Source organism: Achromobacter sp. KK8 (genome assembly GCF_054188005.1).
The window spans coordinates 1,820,916-1,835,823 of record NZ_CM135178.1 but is presented as its reverse complement, the minus strand read 5'-3'; the positions used below and the strand labels follow the sequence as shown (position 1 = coordinate 1,835,823).

At 69.1% G+C, this 14,908-nt stretch carries 14 protein-coding genes; 6 read left to right on the top strand and 8 right to left on the bottom strand.

What is annotated here, in order from left to right; all coding sequences use genetic code 11:
- Positions 1–16 precede the first annotated feature (16 nt).
- A complete protein-coding gene (locus ACVN9Z_RS08510; RefSeq protein ID WP_458213335.1) occupies positions 17–1,084 on the bottom strand; it encodes an ornithine cyclodeaminase in 1,068 nt (355 codons plus the stop codon).
- A 472-nt stretch (positions 1,085–1,556) separates the two neighbouring features.
- On the opposite strand from ACVN9Z_RS08510, the gene ACVN9Z_RS08505 reads away from it, so the two are divergent.
- Positions 1,557–2,489, top strand: coding sequence for an N-carbamoyl-D-amino-acid hydrolase (locus ACVN9Z_RS08505; protein ID WP_172561415.1), 933 nt, complete (start codon positions 1,557–1,559; stop codon positions 2,487–2,489).
- Between the two features lie 18 nt (positions 2,490–2,507).
- Here ACVN9Z_RS08505 and ACVN9Z_RS08500 read toward each other — a convergent pair whose 3' ends face one another.
- A complete protein-coding gene (locus ACVN9Z_RS08500) occupies positions 2,508–3,455 on the bottom strand; it encodes a LysR family transcriptional regulator (RefSeq protein WP_049055319.1) in 948 nt (315 codons plus the stop codon).
- A 113-nt stretch (positions 3,456–3,568) separates the two neighbouring features.
- Here ACVN9Z_RS08500 and ACVN9Z_RS08495 point away from each other — a divergent pair, with 113 nt between their 5' ends.
- From ACVN9Z_RS08495 to nadB, 3 genes are all read left to right on the top strand, one after another.
- Positions 3,569–4,807, top strand: a complete 1,239-nt coding sequence (locus ACVN9Z_RS08495) for an MFS transporter (protein WP_238876365.1) — start codon at positions 3,569–3,571, stop codon at positions 4,805–4,807.
- Positions 4,808–4,992: 185 nt separating this feature from the next.
- Positions 4,993–6,129, top strand: a complete 1,137-nt coding sequence (gene nadA, locus ACVN9Z_RS08490) for a quinolinate synthase NadA (protein ID WP_458213334.1) — start codon at positions 4,993–4,995, stop codon at positions 6,127–6,129.
- A 37-nt stretch (positions 6,130–6,166) separates the two neighbouring features.
- Positions 6,167–7,723, top strand: coding sequence for an L-aspartate oxidase (nadB, locus tag ACVN9Z_RS08485; RefSeq protein ID WP_458213333.1), 1,557 nt, complete (start codon positions 6,167–6,169; stop codon positions 7,721–7,723).
- Between the two features lie 67 nt (positions 7,724–7,790).
- Here the strand turns inward: nadB and ACVN9Z_RS08480 are convergent, their stop codons facing one another.
- From ACVN9Z_RS08480 to ACVN9Z_RS08460, 5 genes are all read right to left on the bottom strand, one after another.
- Positions 7,791–8,441, bottom strand: a complete 651-nt coding sequence (locus ACVN9Z_RS08480) for a DUF799 domain-containing protein (RefSeq protein WP_006388126.1) — start codon at positions 8,439–8,441, stop codon at positions 7,791–7,793.
- A gap of 1 nt (position 8,442) precedes the next feature.
- Positions 8,443–8,946, bottom strand: a complete 504-nt coding sequence (locus ACVN9Z_RS08475) for a DUF4810 domain-containing protein (RefSeq protein WP_038502624.1) — start codon at positions 8,944–8,946, stop codon at positions 8,443–8,445.
- 11 nt (positions 8,947–8,957) lie between these two features.
- Entirely contained in the window at positions 8,958–9,635 is a 678-nt protein-coding gene (locus ACVN9Z_RS08470) for a CsgG/HfaB family protein (RefSeq protein WP_020925561.1), read from the bottom strand.
- Between the two features lie 290 nt (positions 9,636–9,925).
- Positions 9,926–10,834 carry a DUF4261 domain-containing protein gene (locus tag ACVN9Z_RS08465; RefSeq protein ID WP_054498158.1) on the bottom strand — a complete coding sequence of 303 codons (909 nt, stop codon included), beginning with the start codon at positions 10,832–10,834 and terminating at the stop codon, positions 9,926–9,928.
- Between the two features lie 131 nt (positions 10,835–10,965).
- Positions 10,966–11,763 carry a fused MFS/spermidine synthase gene (locus tag ACVN9Z_RS08460; RefSeq protein ID WP_006388122.1) on the bottom strand — a complete coding sequence of 266 codons (798 nt, stop codon included), beginning with the start codon at positions 11,761–11,763 and terminating at the stop codon, positions 10,966–10,968.
- Between the two features lie 171 nt (positions 11,764–11,934).
- Here ACVN9Z_RS08460 and ACVN9Z_RS08455 point away from each other — a divergent pair, with 171 nt between their 5' ends.
- Together ACVN9Z_RS08455 and ACVN9Z_RS08450 are read left to right on the top strand one after the other, a co-directional pair.
- The gene (locus tag ACVN9Z_RS08455; protein WP_054446016.1) at positions 11,935–12,954 is read left to right on the top strand and encodes a hypothetical protein; all 1,020 of its coding nucleotides are present in this window, start codon (positions 11,935–11,937) and stop codon (positions 12,952–12,954) included.
- Positions 12,955–13,074: 120 nt separating this feature from the next.
- Positions 13,075–13,569 (top strand): hypothetical protein, encoded by a 495-nt coding sequence (locus tag ACVN9Z_RS08450; protein WP_024067459.1) that lies wholly within the window; start codon positions 13,075–13,077, stop codon positions 13,567–13,569.
- On the opposite strand, the gene ACVN9Z_RS08445 is transcribed toward ACVN9Z_RS08450, so the two are convergent.
- On the bottom strand, positions 13,566–14,903 hold the full coding sequence (locus tag ACVN9Z_RS08445; RefSeq protein ID WP_070782195.1) for an NtaA/DmoA family FMN-dependent monooxygenase: 1,338 nt from the start codon (positions 14,901–14,903) through the stop codon (positions 13,566–13,568). The genes ACVN9Z_RS08450 and ACVN9Z_RS08445 overlap by 4 nt on opposite strands.
- Positions 14,904–14,908 lie beyond the last annotated feature (5 nt).

Below are 14,908 nucleotides of genomic sequence, written 5' to 3'. Positions count from 1 at the left end.
CGCGCCACGTCCCGCGTCAGTCCCTGAGCAGCGCCTGCGTGTCGCGGGCCACCCGGACGGTGGTCTGGCGGGCACGCACCAATCCGAACAGATCCTTCGGATCGGCCAGTTGCGGCGCCACTTCGACGCGCGTGCCGATGCCGTGCTTGAGCGCGCTGTCGCGCAGCCAGCGCAGCGCCGAAAAATCCTCCAGCGCAAAGCCGACCGAGTCGAACAGGGTGACGTCGCGGGCATCGCCACGCCCGGCGCACTGGCCCGTCAGCACGCGCCACAGTTCGGTCACGGCGAAGTCCGCCGGCATCTGCTGCAGATCGCCTTCGATGCGGGTCTGCGGCTCGTACTCGACGAACACCGGTCCAGCGCGCAGCACATCCGCGTGCAGCTCGGTCTTGCCGGGGCAGTCGCCACCCACCGCATTGATGTGCATGCCCGGCTCGATCATATCGGCCGTCAGGATGGTGGCGTAGGCCTTGTCGGCCGTGACGGTGGTCACGATATCGGTTCCCGCGACGGCCGCGGCAATGCTGTCGAAACGACGCAGGCGCAGCCCCGCCACGCCCGCCAGGTTGCGTGCCAGCTTGTCGGTGGCGGCGCCGTCAACGTCATACAGATGCAGGGTGTCGATACCCAGGATGTGATGGAATGCCAGGGCCTGGAACTCGCTTTGCGCGCCATTGCCGATCAAGGCCATGCGGCGCGATCCCGGACGCGCCAGGGCGCGCGCGGCCAGGGCGGAGGTGGCGGCGGTCCGCAGCGCGGTGGTCAACGTCAGTTCGCTGATCAGCAGCGGTTCGCCGGTGCTGACCCGCGCCAGCGCGCCAAAGGCCATCACCGTGCTCAGCCCGGCCAGCGGATTGCCCGGATGGCCGTTGACGTACTTGAAACTGTAGAGCTCGTGGTCGGCGGTGGGCATCAGTTCGATCACGCCGGTCGCCGAGTGGCTGGCGACGCGCGCGCTCTTGTCGAACTCCTGCCAGCGCAGGAAATCGGCCAGCAGATAATCCAGCAGGTCTTCGAATACCTTGCGCGGGCCCTGCGCGGCCACGATTTTCGCGACGTCGGTGGTGGTGAGCAGTGTCGTCATTATTTTCCCCTGATGTATCGGTAGGGAAATTCTGGCCGATGGGCCGGTCAATGCCTAGCGTCCACTTTCCACACAAAACGCGGCGAACTTGCCATTCTGGCAACGGCCGATGCCACTTGTCGCAATCCGGCCGCGGCGCCGCCGGATCCAGGCTGCCCGGATATAGAAATATGCATGGCGCCCATGCCTGCGCGTTATGCATGGCGGACGCGATTTCCTGCCGCAATGCGGCAAATACGTCGACATATCAAGCGCTTGGCGCGATGCCGCGGCCCCCGCGAGCCGCTTCGCGGCCGCCGCCGCCGGGTTTGTCGTTTCCCGCCCGCACATGCATGCTTGAGCCTGCGACGACGCGTCGGGACGGCTTCCGGCGCGCCCGCGCGCCCCCATAACGCACACACCGCCCGCATGCAGCATGCCCTGAGCGGACCTGGAGATCGATATCGTGAGCAATGCATCCCCCGCCCGCAAGATGGGCCTGGCCGTCGCCCAGATGGGCGCCGTCAATCTTGCCGACAGCCGCCAGGCCGTGGTCAAGCGCCTGGTCGAGATGCTGCGGGAGGCCGCCGGCCGCAAGGCCGAATTCGTGGTGTTCCCCGAACTGGCGCTGACCACGTTCTTTCCGCGCTATTGGATGGACGACGCCGAGGCGGTCGAGCGTTTCTTCGAGAAATCCATGCCCAACGCCGACGTGCAGCCGCTGTTCGACACGGCCCGGGAACTGGGCGTGGGCTTTTACCTTGGCTATGCCGAACTCACCCCCGAAGGCCGTCAGTTCAACAGCGCCATCCTGGTCGACCGCAACGCGCGCATCATCGGCAAATACCGCAAGATCCACCTGCCAGGCCATTCCGACCACAAGCCCGACGCCCCCTTCCAACATCTGGAGAAGAAGTTCTTCGAAGTCGGCGACCTGGGATTCGGTGTCTGGGAAATGGACCGCACCCGGATCGGCATGTGCCTGTGCAACGACCGCCGCTGGCCCGAAACCTACCGCGTCATGTCGCTGCAGAGCGCCGAGCTGATCGTGCTGGGCTACAACACGCCGTCACTCAATATCCATTGGGACGAGCCCGCGCACCTGCGCACCACCACGCACGAAATCGTGCTGCAGGCCAGCGCTTACCAGAACGCGGTCTGGATCGGCGCCGCGGCCAAGTGCGGCCACGAGGACGGCCATCACATGATCGGCAGTTCCATGATCGTGGCGCCGTCCGGTGAAATCGTGGCCCGCGCCAGCAGCGAGGAAGACGAGGTCATTACCGCCCGCATCGACCTCGGCCTGGGCCAGGCCTTCCGCGACCACGTCTTCAATTTCGCCAAGCACCGCAGCCCGCAGCATTACCGGCTGATCGTCGAACGCACCGGCGCCGGCGATCCCCTGCCCACGGCCCGGCCGGATTGACCGCCGTGGCGGCCGGCCCTAATCCTGCCCGGTCCCGGACCGCAGTTCGGCCGGCAGGTATTCGCGCATGACCTCGATGAAGCGGCGCAGGCGGGCCGGCTGCAATCGCGAAGGCGCATAGATCAGGTAGACGGGCAGGGGCGCGGCGCGCCAGGCCGGCGCCAGCTGCACCAGCCGCCCGCTGGCCAGTTCATCCCGCAAGGCCCACGCCGACGCGATGCCCACGCCCAGGCCCAGCAGCGCCGCGCGGCGCAAGGCATACAGCCCATCGGTGGACAGGCGCGGCTGGATCTCGAAGCGGGACACCTCGCCGGTCTCCACGTGGGTCAGGCTCACCTCGTTGCGGTAGAACGTGCGCAGCGCCAGCCATGGCAGGCGCGCCAGTTCCGACGGATGCTCGGGCACGGGTCCGCCGTCCAGCAATGACGGCGCCGCCATCACGCTGCGCGGCACCTCGCCCAGCTTGAGCGCGACCACGGAAGGGTCCTGCACCGCCCCGACCTTGATCGCGCAATCGATGTTCTCCGCGATGAAATCCGGCACGCGGTCATGCAGCAGCCATTCGACCCGCATGCGGGGATACTGGCGCAGGTATTGCGCCAAGGGCTCGACGAACTGGTTCTGGCCGAACGCGTGCGGCGCCACCACCCGCAGCGTGCCCGCCAGTTCCTCGCCAGCCCCGCGCACGTCATTCTCGAACGACTGCCAAGTCGCCAGCAGCTCCCGGGCACGCTCGTAGCAGCGCTGGCCATCCTCCGTCAGGCGGATGGCGTGGGTCGAGCGCTGCAACAGCCGCACCCCCAGGGTGCGCTCCAGCAGCTGCAGCCGACGGCTGACGGTCGGTTGCGTGCCGCCGAGCTGCAGCGCGGCGGCCGACAGACTGCCGGCCTCCACGATGCGCACGAAGGTTTCGATCAACAACATGCGGTCGGTGCCGGTCGCGACGGCAAGGGCAGGGGTGCTCATACGCGTATCGTATAACGGATCTACCCCCAAGCCGGCTACCCAAGGCCGCTCGGTGCGCTCAGAATCTGCGCCATACGCACATGACGGTGCGCCATTCTGAACGGATCCCCCCCATGACCTCCGATACCCGGGCGCACGCCGCCCCCGCTTTCCACGAGCTTTCCGCGCGGCTGGTGCTGCTGCTGGCGATAGGCGCCGGCCTCGCGGTCGCGTCCCTCTATTACAACCAGCCGATGCTTGGCATCCTCGGCGCGGACCTGCGCGCCGGCACCGGCGAACTGGGCTGGATTCCCACGCTGACTCAGCTCGGTTATGCGTTTGGCATATTGACGCTGGCGCCGCTGGGAGACCGCTATGACCGCAAGCGCATCGTCCTCATCAAGGCGGGCGCCCTCAGCGCCGCCTTGCTGCTGGCCGCGCTGGCGCAGGACATCGGCGTACTGCTGGCCGCCAGCTTCGCCATCGGCCTGTCCGCCACCCTGGCGCAGGACATCGTCCCCGCGGCCGCCACGCTGGCGCCGGCCGCCCACCGCGGCCGCATCGTGGGCACGGTGATGACGGGACTGCTGCTGGGCATCCTGCTGTCGCGCGTCGTCAGCGGGTTCGTCGCCGAACAGTTCGGTTGGCGCGCCATGTTCCTGGTCGCGGCGCTCTCGATCCTGGCGCTGGGCGCGGCCTTGTGGCGCGGCCTGCCGACGTTCGCGCCGACCACCGCGCTGCCTTACGTCGAATTGCTGCGCTCGCTGCCCCGACTCTGGCGCCAGCATGGCGAACTGCGCCGCGCCGCGCTCGCGCAGGGACTGCTGTCGCTCGGCTTCAGCGCTTTCTGGTCGACCCTGGCGGTGATGCTGCACGGAGCGCCCTTCCACCTGGGCGCCGCCGCCGCCGGAGCCTTCGGCCTGGCGGGCGCGGCGGGCGCATTGGCCGCGCCGCTGGCAGGCCGCTACGCCGACCGGCGCGGCCCCAACGCCGTCAGCCGCCTGGGCGCCGCGCTCACCGCGGTTTCGTTCGCGGCCATGGCACTGCTGCCGCTGCTGTCGACGCAAGCCGCGCTGTGGCTGATCGCCGCCAGCGCCATCGGCTTCGACCTCGGCATCCAGGTGGCGCTGATCGCGCACCAGAGCATCGTCTACGGCATCGATCCCGGCGCCCGCAGCCGGCTCAACGCGGTGCTGATGGTCAGCGTGTTCATCGGCATGGCCGCCGGCGGGGCGCTGGGCAGCCTGGCGCTGGCACACTGGGGCTGGATCGGTGTCACGGTGGTCGCCACGACCGCGGCGGTCGGCGCGTTGCTGCTACGCGTGTGGCCCGCCCGGCGCCCGCGCCGTGACCGTGCCGGTTGCCCGGCCTGAGGTTGCCGCTGCGCGGTGGGTCGTCCGGCCCGCCGCGCTCGCGCCCCCCGCCGTGCGAAGGCCGCCTCGGGAAAACACGGGTGAAAATCCTGGCGATCTGATTTATGCTCAAAAAAAACATAAGTCGCCTTTTTTTTAACCCATAAATGCTCATATTGAGTATTTATGCGCTATGGACCTTCGCCATGACCGCCGATCCCACGCATTTCGTCGAATTCGACCTGCCCGGCGCCGGCCAGCCCGGCATCGTCGGCCGGGCCTGGACCCGGGTGCCCGCCCCCCTTTCCGCCGCCGAACGCGCCGAGGCGGCAAGCCGCATCGGTGCGCTGCTGGCCCGCGAGAACGCCGTGCTGGTGGCGCATTACTACGTCGATGCCGACATCCAGGAACTTGCCGAAGCCACCGGCGGCTGCGTCGGCGACTCGCTGGAAATGGCCCGTTTCGGCCGCGACCACCCCGCCGGGACGCTGGTCGTGGCGGGCGTGCGCTTCATGGGCGACACCGCCAAGATCCTCAGCCCCGGCAAGCGCGTGCTGATGCCGGATCTCGCGGCCAGTTGCTCGCTCGACCTGGGCTGTCCCGCGCCGGACTTCGCGGCCTGGTGCGACGCGCATCCCGACCGTACCGTGGTGGTCTACGCCAACACCAGCGCCGCGGTGAAAGCGCGCGCCGATTGGGTCGTCACCTCGTCGATCGCGCTGGACCTGATCGCCGACCTGCATGCGCGCGGCGAGAAGATCCTGTGGGCGCCCGACAGGCACCTGGGCCACTATGTGCAGCAACAGACCGGCGCCGACATGTTGCTGTGGCAGGGCGCATGCCTGGTGCACGACGAATTCAAGGGCGCCGAACTGGCGCTGATGCGCGCCCAGTACCCCGATGCGCGCGTGCTGGCGCATCCCGAATCGCCTTCCCCGGTATTGGCGCAGGCCGACGTGATCGGCTCCACCACCCAGCTGATCGAGGCCGCGCGGACACTGGATACGCGGCGCCTGATCGTCGCCACCGACCAGGGCATCCTGCACAAGATGCGCCAACGGGCGCCCGGCAAGCATTTCCTGGCGGCGCCCACCGCGGGAGACAGCGCCACCTGCAAGAGCTGCGCCCTGTGCCCCTGGATGGCGATGAACGGACTGGCCGGTGTCGCGCACGTCCTGGAGCACGGCATCAACGAGATCGAGCTGGACCCGGCGCTGGCCCGACGCGCCAAAGCGCCGATCGATCGCATGCTGGACTTTGCCCAGGCGCGCAAGCGTCCGGTGCGGGCCAGCGGCGACCTGGCGCGCGATGGCGCGCTGTTCCAGCGGGTCGGCCCGGCCTGAAGCACGTGGCCATCGGCTTTTCCTGCGAGGTCCCGTCATGCATTTCGACGTCATCATCATCGGCAGCGGTCTGGCCGGCATGGCCGCCGCGCTCGAACTGGCGCCGCGCCGGCACGTTGCGCTGGTCAGCAAGGGTGCGCTGCATGCCGGCGCCAGCCCGCACGCGCAGGGCGGCATTGCCGCGCCGCTGGGGCCGGGCGACAGCGTGGCCGCGCACCTGCGCGACACGCTGGATGCCGGCGCCGGCCTGTGCGACGCGGCGGCCGCGCGCGCCATCCTCGACCAGGCGCGCGCGGCCATCGCCTGGTTGCAGGCGCAAGGCGTGGCGTTCACGACCGAGGGCCAGGCGCTGCACCTGACCCGCGAGGGCGGCCACGGCCAACGCCGCATCGCGCATGCGGCCGACGCCACCGGCCGCGCCATCATGACGGCGCTGGGCGAGCAGGTGACCCGGCTTACCGCCATCACGGTGCTGGAGCGCCACTGCGCCGTCGATCTGCTGTTGGACGCGCCCGGCGGCCGCTGCCGCGGCGTGCGCCTGCTGGACCTGGACCGGCACCTGCGCCGCGAGGTCTCCGCCGACCAGGTGGTGATCGCCAGCGGCGGCGCCGGCCAGGTCTACGCCACCACCACCGCGCCATCCGGCGCCACCGGCGACGGCATCGCCATCGCCGCGCGCGCCGGCGCCCGCACCGCCAACCTGGCGTTCATGCAGTTCCATCCCACCGGCCTGCATCACCCGCTCGCCGACGGCTTCCTGGTCTCCGAAGCCGTGCGCGGCGAGGGCGGACGGCTGTGCCTGCCAGACGGCAGCCGCTTCATGCCGGCCTACGATCCCCGCGCCGAACTGGCCCCGCGCGACATCGTCGCGCGCGCCATCCATGCCGAAATGCGGCGCCACGCGCTCGACTGCGTCTACCTGGATATCAGCCACCGCCCGCGCGCTTTCCTGCTGGCGCACTTTCCCGCCATCCACGCGCATTGCCTGGCGTTGGGGCTGGACATCGCCACCACGCCCATTCCCGTGGCGCCGACCGCCCACTACACCTGCGGCGGCATCGCCACCGACACCCGCGGCCGCAGCAGCGTGGCCGGCCTGTACGCGGTGGGCGAAGCGGCCTGCACCGGCCTGCACGGCGCCAATCGACTGGCCAGCAATTCACTGCTGGAATGCGTCGTCACGGGCCGCGCCGCGGCCCGCGACATCCTGGCGCGCCCCGCAAGGATACGGGTCGACACCCCGGCCTGCGCGGTGCCGGCCCGCGACACATCGGCGGCAGCCTTCGCCACCCCGCTGCGGCAATCGCTGCGCGCCTTGATGACCCTCGAAGCGGGGATCGTGCGCAGCGATGCCTCGCTGCGGCGCGCCGCCGACCACATCACCGCCTTGCGCCGCGTGCTCGATGCCCGCGACCATCTCGACGACAGCCTGGAAGGACTGGAACTGCGCAATCTGGCCCTGGTCGCCGATTTGACGGTGCGCGACGCGCGCGATCGCCGCGAAAGCCGCGGCGCGCATTTCAACCAGGACTGGCCTGACCGTTCGACCCCGCCGGCAAGCCGTGCCATGCCACGCCGCAACCATCGGCCATGATGATTGCGACACTGCCCTCGCGCCGTGGTCAAACGGGGCGAGGGCAGCGTGGTCCGGCAAGCTCTGGTCAGGGTTGGGCGGCGTAGCGCGGCGAGCGAGGGCCGTACAGAATGCCGCCGGAAGTACCGGCACTGAGCAGCATGTTGTTCGTCATGCCGGCGACGCCATAGCTGCGATCGGAGAGCGTATTGACGACCTGATCCACCACCGCCTGCACCAGCATGCCGATCAGGCCGCCGCTGCTGTTGCTGGCTTGCACGACCTCCTTGCTGCCATCCCACAGCTTGGCGCCCGTGCGCAGGTCCACCAGCGCGGCGTCGATCGAGACGGTGATCGAGCTGGACAGGACCGCATAGCTCGACCCGTACTGTTTGACGGTCATGTACAAGGCGGCATCCGCGCCAAAGATCTCGCGCAGGCGCGCGGCCGGCAACTCGTGGATTTCGTCCGCGTTGGTCAGGCCATTCTGCTTGAAGGTCTCTTCCATGACGGCCACGGGCACGACGTAGTAGCCCGATTCCGCCAGCGGCATGGTCGCCTGCGCCAGCACCGCCGCGCCCGCCGCCACGTCCACGGACGTGTTCAGCGGCGGCAGCACCAGGATCGATGCCGGCTTGCTTTCGCGAAAGGCGGCATAGTCCACATTGCGCTGCGGCGCGGCGCAACCCGCCAACAGCGCGACCAGCGCCAACACGGCAATACGCATGATCGTGTTCATCTCAGGCTCCTTTCTTGGCCGGCTGTGCGCTGGCGGGCGTGGGCGCGGCGGCGGGCGCGGCGGGCGCCGCCGACGGCGCGGCCGACGCGGGCTCGGACGGCGCGGCGTTGTCCGCCATCTTGCTGGCATTGCGCAGCAGGAAATCCATGAACGGCTTGGATTCGGGGAAGGCCGCCTTCTCGCCTTCCAGCTGTTCCAGGCCCTTGGCGCCATCACCCAGCTTCAGGTACAGCATGCCCAGATGCGCGCGGAAGCCCGGCGGCAATTGCGCGTTGCTCGCCCGCGCGGTTTCGATGTTCTTTTCCATCGCCAGGCTCTGCGCCGCGTAGTCGGCGCCGTCGTCCTTGAGATAGGCGTAGACCGAGGGTTGGTACGACTGCCAGCTGTACATGCTCTTGGGTTGCTGCGCGCACGCGCCCAGCAACCCCGCCACGGCAACCACCGCCATGGCACGCCCCATGCGCGCGAGCGCCCGCGGGCGCGCCTTCGCCAGATTGTTCGACATTGGGATACCTATCAGGGTTGTACCGGTTGCCAGGCGCCTTGCTCGATGCCATCGACCAGGCGATCGACGGCCTCGCGGATCGCCAGGTCCAGCACCTTGCCGTTCAGCGTGGAGTCATAGCCGGCGGTGCCGCCGAAGCCGATGACTTCGCGGTTGGACAGGCTGTATTCGCCCGCCCCCGACGCGGAATAGACCACCTCGGAGGTCGTCACGTCGACCACGTTGAGGTCGACCTTGGCGTAAGCCACCTGTTCCTTGCCGCGGCCGAGGATGCCGAACAGCTGATGGTCGCCCGTCACCTTGCGGCCGAACGCCGTCACGTCGCCCGTCACGACGTAACGCGCGCCCTTGATCTGGCTGGCCTTTTTGTTGAACGCCGCTTCCTGCGCGATTTCGGACAGGTTGTCGCGGTCCATCACCTGGAACCGGCCGCTGCGCTGCAGATGGCTGACCAGGATGGTCTTGGCCTGGCCGCCGAGGCGGTCCACGCCGTCGGAGAAGACGCCACGCAGGTAGTTGGTGCGGTTGTCGAACTTGCCAACCGAGATCGGACTGCGCACGCCCTGGTAGGGCTTGCTGGCCGCGGCGACCGCGGGTACCGCGACCGACTGGGAACGTTCGGTGGCGCAACCGGCCACCAGCAGTGACAGGACCGTCACCGCGCCAAGCGTTACTGCCTTGCTCAACATGCCTTACTCCTGCAGACCCGGCACTCGATCCGTGGCGGGCGAAGCGTGAAATGATGGAATCGGGCAGTGAGTATATACAATTACATACAGTCGTAATAATTAGAATTGATGTAGAAAAGCCGGTTATTTCGTCCTAAAAATCACCAACCTCGGCCATCTGCAACACTCCGCGTACGGACGAGTCAGATTTTTCGGGCATTGGCACCGTGCCGGCACTCTTTTTGCCGGGGCGCGCTCCCTCATGAGCGCCCCCTCTCGAACCGTTGCCCAAGAGCCGGCCGGTAGGTCCGTCAGTCGTCCTGGGCGTCGGCCGGCTTGTTGATCTGCGAGGCGTCGATGATCTCCGTCACCAGCACCGCCTGCGGGCCGTGCAGGAAATACTCGGCCTCCAGCGGTTCGCGCAGCTTCATGTAACGGTCCTCGCCGATCTGCATGGTGTGGCCGGCGGCCAGCTCGGCGCCGCTGTCGAGCAGGTACGCCATGATGTTGTTGAACATGTTCGAATACTGCTCGCCCTGGTGATGGCCCTCGGCCAGCACGGCGAAGTCCGGCAGCCCGAAGCGGCCGGCGCCATAGGTGCGCATCCACACGCCTTGCACGCCTTCCACCTCGTACTTCACGAAGCCGCAGTACAGCATGTTCAAGGGCAGCGAACGCAGCAGTTCCAGGCTCTCGTCGCCCATCGACTCGCGCGAGAACACCCCCGCCGGCAGTGACGTGTGGGCATCCTCGTTCAACACCGCGACGGCCTGCAATCCAGTCAGCGCCCCGGCCACCGCCGCCAGCGCCACGTACTGCTCCAGCGGGTCCGTCTCGAAGCCGGCGTAGTAGAGCAGCACATGGCTGACGTGGCCGCGCACCTGCTCCTTGACCTCGGCGGGATAGTGCGCCGGCGCCACGCACGCCTCCAGCGCATCCTGGGGGAAGGGCGCGTTGAAACCCACCAGGCGCACCACGTGCTTGCCCCAGCCGACCAGGGCCAGCAATTCCGGCATGTCCGGTTCGATCTCCGCGCGCGCCTCGCGCATCTCGGGGTGATAGGCGCGCAGCGCCGCCGCCAGCGCATCGGCCTGCGGCGCCAGCGGCGCGGCGAACACGACCTGCAGGCTCGGGCCATCCTTCATGTCGGGATTGGCCGTCAGGGCGACGGTGTCGGCGGACGATTCGGCGCGACCGAAAAAACGGGAGAAGATGCTCATGGAAAGGATCCTGGCGGTGCGGGAAAAGCGTGGATGCTAGCAAGGCGGCTACGGACGCAGGCTCGCCATGTGCAACAAAACCCCGCCGCGCGCTACCGGACGTTAGCGAACGCCGGAAAAACCACGCCGCGTCACTTCAGTTCGCGGGTCGCGCCGATGACGCGCAGGGTGGGCATCAACTGGCGCCAGGCGTCCTTGGGAATGACCGCCGGCCGCTTCAGGTCGGCCGCCGCCGGATCGTCCAGCAGGTCGCCCTTGCAGGCGAACACGATGCTGTTGGTCATGTCATCGTCCACCACCTCGAACATGGCGCCGCCGAACGCGGCGCGCACCCGGTCCAGGTAGGCGTGGTGCAGCGGATGGTTCACATGGAAGTTGATCACCAGGATGCCGTTGTCGCGCAGGGCGCGATGGCAATCCGCGTAGAAGTCCGCCGAGCACAGGGCGGGAGGGATGCCGGCGTCGTCGAAGCCGTCCAGCAGCAGCACGTCGGCGGCGTCCCGCAGCCCGCGCAGATGCTCGGCCGCGTCCGCCTGGACCACCCTGAAACGCTCGCCATCGGGCGGCACCATGAACGCATCGCGCAAGGCGATGACACCCGGATCGATCTCGACCACCTCGATGCGCGAATGCGCCAGGTAGCGATGGCAGAACTTGGCCAGCGACCCGCCTCCCAGCCCCACCATCAGGATGTCCGCGGGCGCCGGCGCGAACAGGACGAAACCCATCATCATCCGTGTGTACTCGAGGTCGAGCGCATCGGGGCTGAGGGTCGACATGCGGCTCTGGATGACCTTGTCGGAAAAATGCAGGGTGCGCGTCGTGCCCGCCACGTGCACATAGGGTTGGGCCGCGGGCAAGGCGGCGCTGGCGGCATCCGGCGCCACCGGCGCGCTGGACAGGGACAGGGAGGAATCACGGACGGACATGGGGCAGAAGATACCACCGCCGCAGGGCAGCGCGGCAGTGTCGGACGGATTCCTGCCGGCGCGGTTAAAGAATGCGCATCGGCCTGCCGTACATGTCGTGTCACCTCGCCGTCGCAGCGCCGGCCATCGGCCGGCCGCGACGCCATGTGTCCCGCCTTACCGGAATCCTCCATGCAGTCCCTGCTCACCGACACCCTCCTTCCGACCACAGCCACCGCCAGCAACGACGCCCCTGCCGCCGCCAGGCGCGACGCGGACGCGGCGCGGGACCGGGCCGCCGCGCAGCCCGCGGACAAACCCGTCTCGATCCGCGTGATCCTCAGCGACGATGCGCTCGAGCGCGCCGCCAAGGCGCGCAAGGCCGCCTTCCAGATGGCCACCGACGCGGCCCAGTCGCGCCACGACCTGGCACGCGCCCGCGTCGCGCAGATCAAGCAGCGCATCGACACGCTCAAGAAGATGCTGATGTTCCTGGGCAAGGCCGCGGCCAAGGCCATCCTGCGTGAACTGCGCCAGCTGGCCGGCGAGCTCGGCCAGGCCGCCAGCGCCCTCAAGGACAGCGGCGGCGTGCAGGCCGCCGGCGCGTCGCCGGGTGCGGCGGCCGCGCCCGTAGTGCATGGCGCGAGCGGCGTCCCGGCCACGGGTGACGCCAACGGCACGCCGGCCGGCACGGCCGAAGGCGCCGATGCCACGGGCGCCGGCGCGCCCACGCCGACGACCGCCGCCTCCCGCGCCCTGGCGGCCTATGCCGCCGCCAGCGACACGGCGCTGGACAGCGACGCCGATACGGCCGACACACCCGCGGCCGACACCGCGGCGCAAGGCGCCGCCGCCGCGGCCCGGGCGGACGCCGCCAAGGCCGCATCCGCGTCCGTCGACACCGACACGGCCGGCGACCGGAACGACAAGGCCGGCGCCCCCACCGAATCCCGCCACGAGCCGCAGGCCGCCCAGAAGCGCCGCGAGGGCGACGCCCAGGCCGTGCGCGATGCCATCCGGGCCATGAAGGAACTGCTCGCCATGCTCAAGAGCAAGCTGCGGCAGCACGACAAGGAAGCCCAGAAGCAGGTCGCCGAAGTCCGCGACGCCCTGGCCGAGGCCGAAAAAACGGCCCAGGCCATCGACGGCGGCGGCGCGGCAGTGGGCGTCGGCGGCATGGAAGGCGGCGACGCCACGACCGCCGCGGCCTGAACCAGACGGCGGCGCGGGCATGCCGAGCGGCATCGCCCGCGCCCCTGCGCGGCCGGGCGCAGCCGGCTTATGATGGCCCCTTTCCTCCCAGCCGCCGCGCCGGATGACGCGGCTACCGCAATGCCTCGCCTTCACCCGCTCTGCTTCGCTTTTCTGCTGTTGCCGCTCCTGGCCGCCGCGCAAACCCACGTCGACCCCGACGCCGAGCAAGCCCGGCAGACCTTGAAACAACGCGCCATCGAACCCGAGTGGATCGACGACTGCTTCGTGGCCGGCAACCCGTTTCGCTACTGCATCTACCTTGACAAACAAGCGGGTGGATTTCGCGTGGTCGACCAGCATTTGCAGGAGCCTTACCAGGTCTACCTGTTCGACAACGGGCCCGACTACCCCAAGGAAGGCCGCTATCGCATCCGCCTGAACGGCAAGATCGGCTTTGCGGACGAGGAAACCGGCGCCATCGTCGTCGCCCCGGTCTATGACTGCGCCTTTCCCTATGAAGACGGCAAGGCCAGCGTCGGTTTCGGCTGCAAGGAAGAAAGCGACGGTGAACATCGCTGGTGGTCAGGCGGCAAGTGGCAGGACATCGACCGGCAGGGCAAGGTCATCGACTAGGGAACCGCGCGGCCTGGCTCGCAGCAACTCCCGGCCAGCCCCAGGTTGCTCGCGAACGTGGTGCCGGCGTAGGCGCGCCGCGCCAATCCCATCGCCGCCAGCCGCGGCATCACCCCGTCCAGCAGCAGATCCAGCGACTGCATCGCCCCACCCGGCAGCGCAATGAACCCGTCCGCCGCGCCGGCCTCGGCCCGGCGCTGGATCTCGGCCACCGCGTCGTCGACCGTTCCCACCACGGTCCAATGCGCCGATGCCGCGGCCTCCGGCCGCGCCAGCAGCTCGCGCAGACAGGGTTGCTCGCGCTCGACCAGCCGACGCAGCAATTGCACGTGCGTGGGGCTGCGCATGTCGGGCCCGGGTTGCCCCAGCATGCGCACGGTGATGGGCTGGTCCGGATCAAGCCGTTCAAGATCCAGGCCCAGCGCCCTTCCCACGTACAGGCGCTGGCGTGCCCGGTCCTGGTCCGCGTGGGCCGCGCGATGCAAATCCCGGGCCTGGGCCCGCGACGCCGCCAGATACAGGCTCAACCCCGGCAGCACCCGTATGGCCGCGGGCTCGCGGCCATGGTCGAGCGCCCGCTGCCGCAGGTCCCGGCGCAACGCCACGCCGCATTCGATATCGGGCGTAGCGGCGAACACCGCATCCGCCACGCGGGCGGCGAAGTCGCGCCCCCAATCGGACGCGCCCGCCTGGAACAGGGGAATGCGGCCGTGGGCGCGACCAGGCACATTCAGGGGTCCCTGGACGCTGAAATACTCGCCGCGATGCGCGATCGGCGCGATACGCGTGACATCCGCGTACTGCCCGGACTCGCGGTCCGCCAGCACCGCCTCCTGCGGATAACTGCGCCATAACGCGCGCACGACTTCGGTGAACTCGAGCGCCTTGCGATAACGCTGCGCCGAAGGCGGCATTGGCGCATCGCCGAAATTCCGGCTGCCGTCCAACGCGGTGACGATGTTCCAACCCGCGCGCCCTTCGCTGATCCAGTCCAGCGATTGCAGCTGGCGCGCCACCACGTAGGGCGGATTGAACGAGGTCGCGGCTGTCGTCACCAGGCCGATATGCCGCGTATCCTGCGCCAGCGCCGCCATCAGCAGCGTCGGATCCAGGCTGCTGAAGCCCGGCCCGCGCGCCAGCGCCGGCACGTCCAGGAACAAGGCATCCGGCCGGAACACGAAGTCCAGGCACGCCTGCTCGGCGCGGCGTGCCACATCGCGGTAGAACGGAGCGCCGTGCAGTTGCTCGACCCGACTGTCCGGGCGTCGCCAGCCGGAGGCGGACAACCACGTGGCGGCCAGCGACAGGCCGATGCACAAAGGGGAAGATGACATGAGGC

What these genes read in the sequence shown, in the direction of transcription:
- ACVN9Z_RS08510 (WP_458213335.1), bottom strand. Translation starts at nt 1,084, where the DNA reads ATGACGACACTGCTCACCACCACCGACGTCGCGAAAATCGTGGCCGCG.
- ACVN9Z_RS08505 (WP_172561415.1), top strand. Translation starts at nt 1,557, where the DNA reads ATGGGCCTGGCCGTCGCCCAGATGGGCGCCGTCAATCTTGCCGACAGC.
- ACVN9Z_RS08500 (WP_049055319.1), bottom strand. Translation starts at nt 3,455, where the DNA reads ATGAGCACCCCTGCCCTTGCCGTCGCGACCGGCACCGACCGCATGTTG.
- ACVN9Z_RS08495 (WP_238876365.1), top strand. Translation starts at nt 3,569, where the DNA reads ATGACCTCCGATACCCGGGCGCACGCCGCCCCCGCTTTCCACGAGCTT.
- nadA (WP_458213334.1), top strand. Translation starts at nt 4,993, where the DNA reads ATGACCGCCGATCCCACGCATTTCGTCGAATTCGACCTGCCCGGCGCC.
- nadB (WP_458213333.1), top strand. Translation starts at nt 6,167, where the DNA reads ATGCATTTCGACGTCATCATCATCGGCAGCGGTCTGGCCGGCATGGCC.
- ACVN9Z_RS08480 (WP_006388126.1), bottom strand. Translation starts at nt 8,441, where the DNA reads ATGAACACGATCATGCGTATTGCCGTGTTGGCGCTGGTCGCGCTGTTG.
- ACVN9Z_RS08475 (WP_038502624.1), bottom strand. Translation starts at nt 8,946, where the DNA reads ATGTCGAACAATCTGGCGAAGGCGCGCCCGCGGGCGCTCGCGCGCATG.
- ACVN9Z_RS08470 (WP_020925561.1), bottom strand. Translation starts at nt 9,635, where the DNA reads ATGTTGAGCAAGGCAGTAACGCTTGGCGCGGTGACGGTCCTGTCACTG.
- ACVN9Z_RS08465 (WP_054498158.1), bottom strand. Translation starts at nt 10,834, where the DNA reads ATGAGCATCTTCTCCCGTTTTTTCGGTCGCGCCGAATCGTCCGCCGAC.
- ACVN9Z_RS08460 (WP_006388122.1), bottom strand. Translation starts at nt 11,763, where the DNA reads ATGTCCGTCCGTGATTCCTCCCTGTCCCTGTCCAGCGCGCCGGTGGCG.
- ACVN9Z_RS08455 (WP_054446016.1), top strand. Translation starts at nt 11,935, where the DNA reads ATGCAGTCCCTGCTCACCGACACCCTCCTTCCGACCACAGCCACCGCC.
- ACVN9Z_RS08450 (WP_024067459.1), top strand. Translation starts at nt 13,075, where the DNA reads ATGCCTCGCCTTCACCCGCTCTGCTTCGCTTTTCTGCTGTTGCCGCTC.
- ACVN9Z_RS08445 (WP_070782195.1), bottom strand. Translation starts at nt 14,903, where the DNA reads ATGTCATCTTCCCCTTTGTGCATCGGCCTGTCGCTGGCCGCCACGTGG.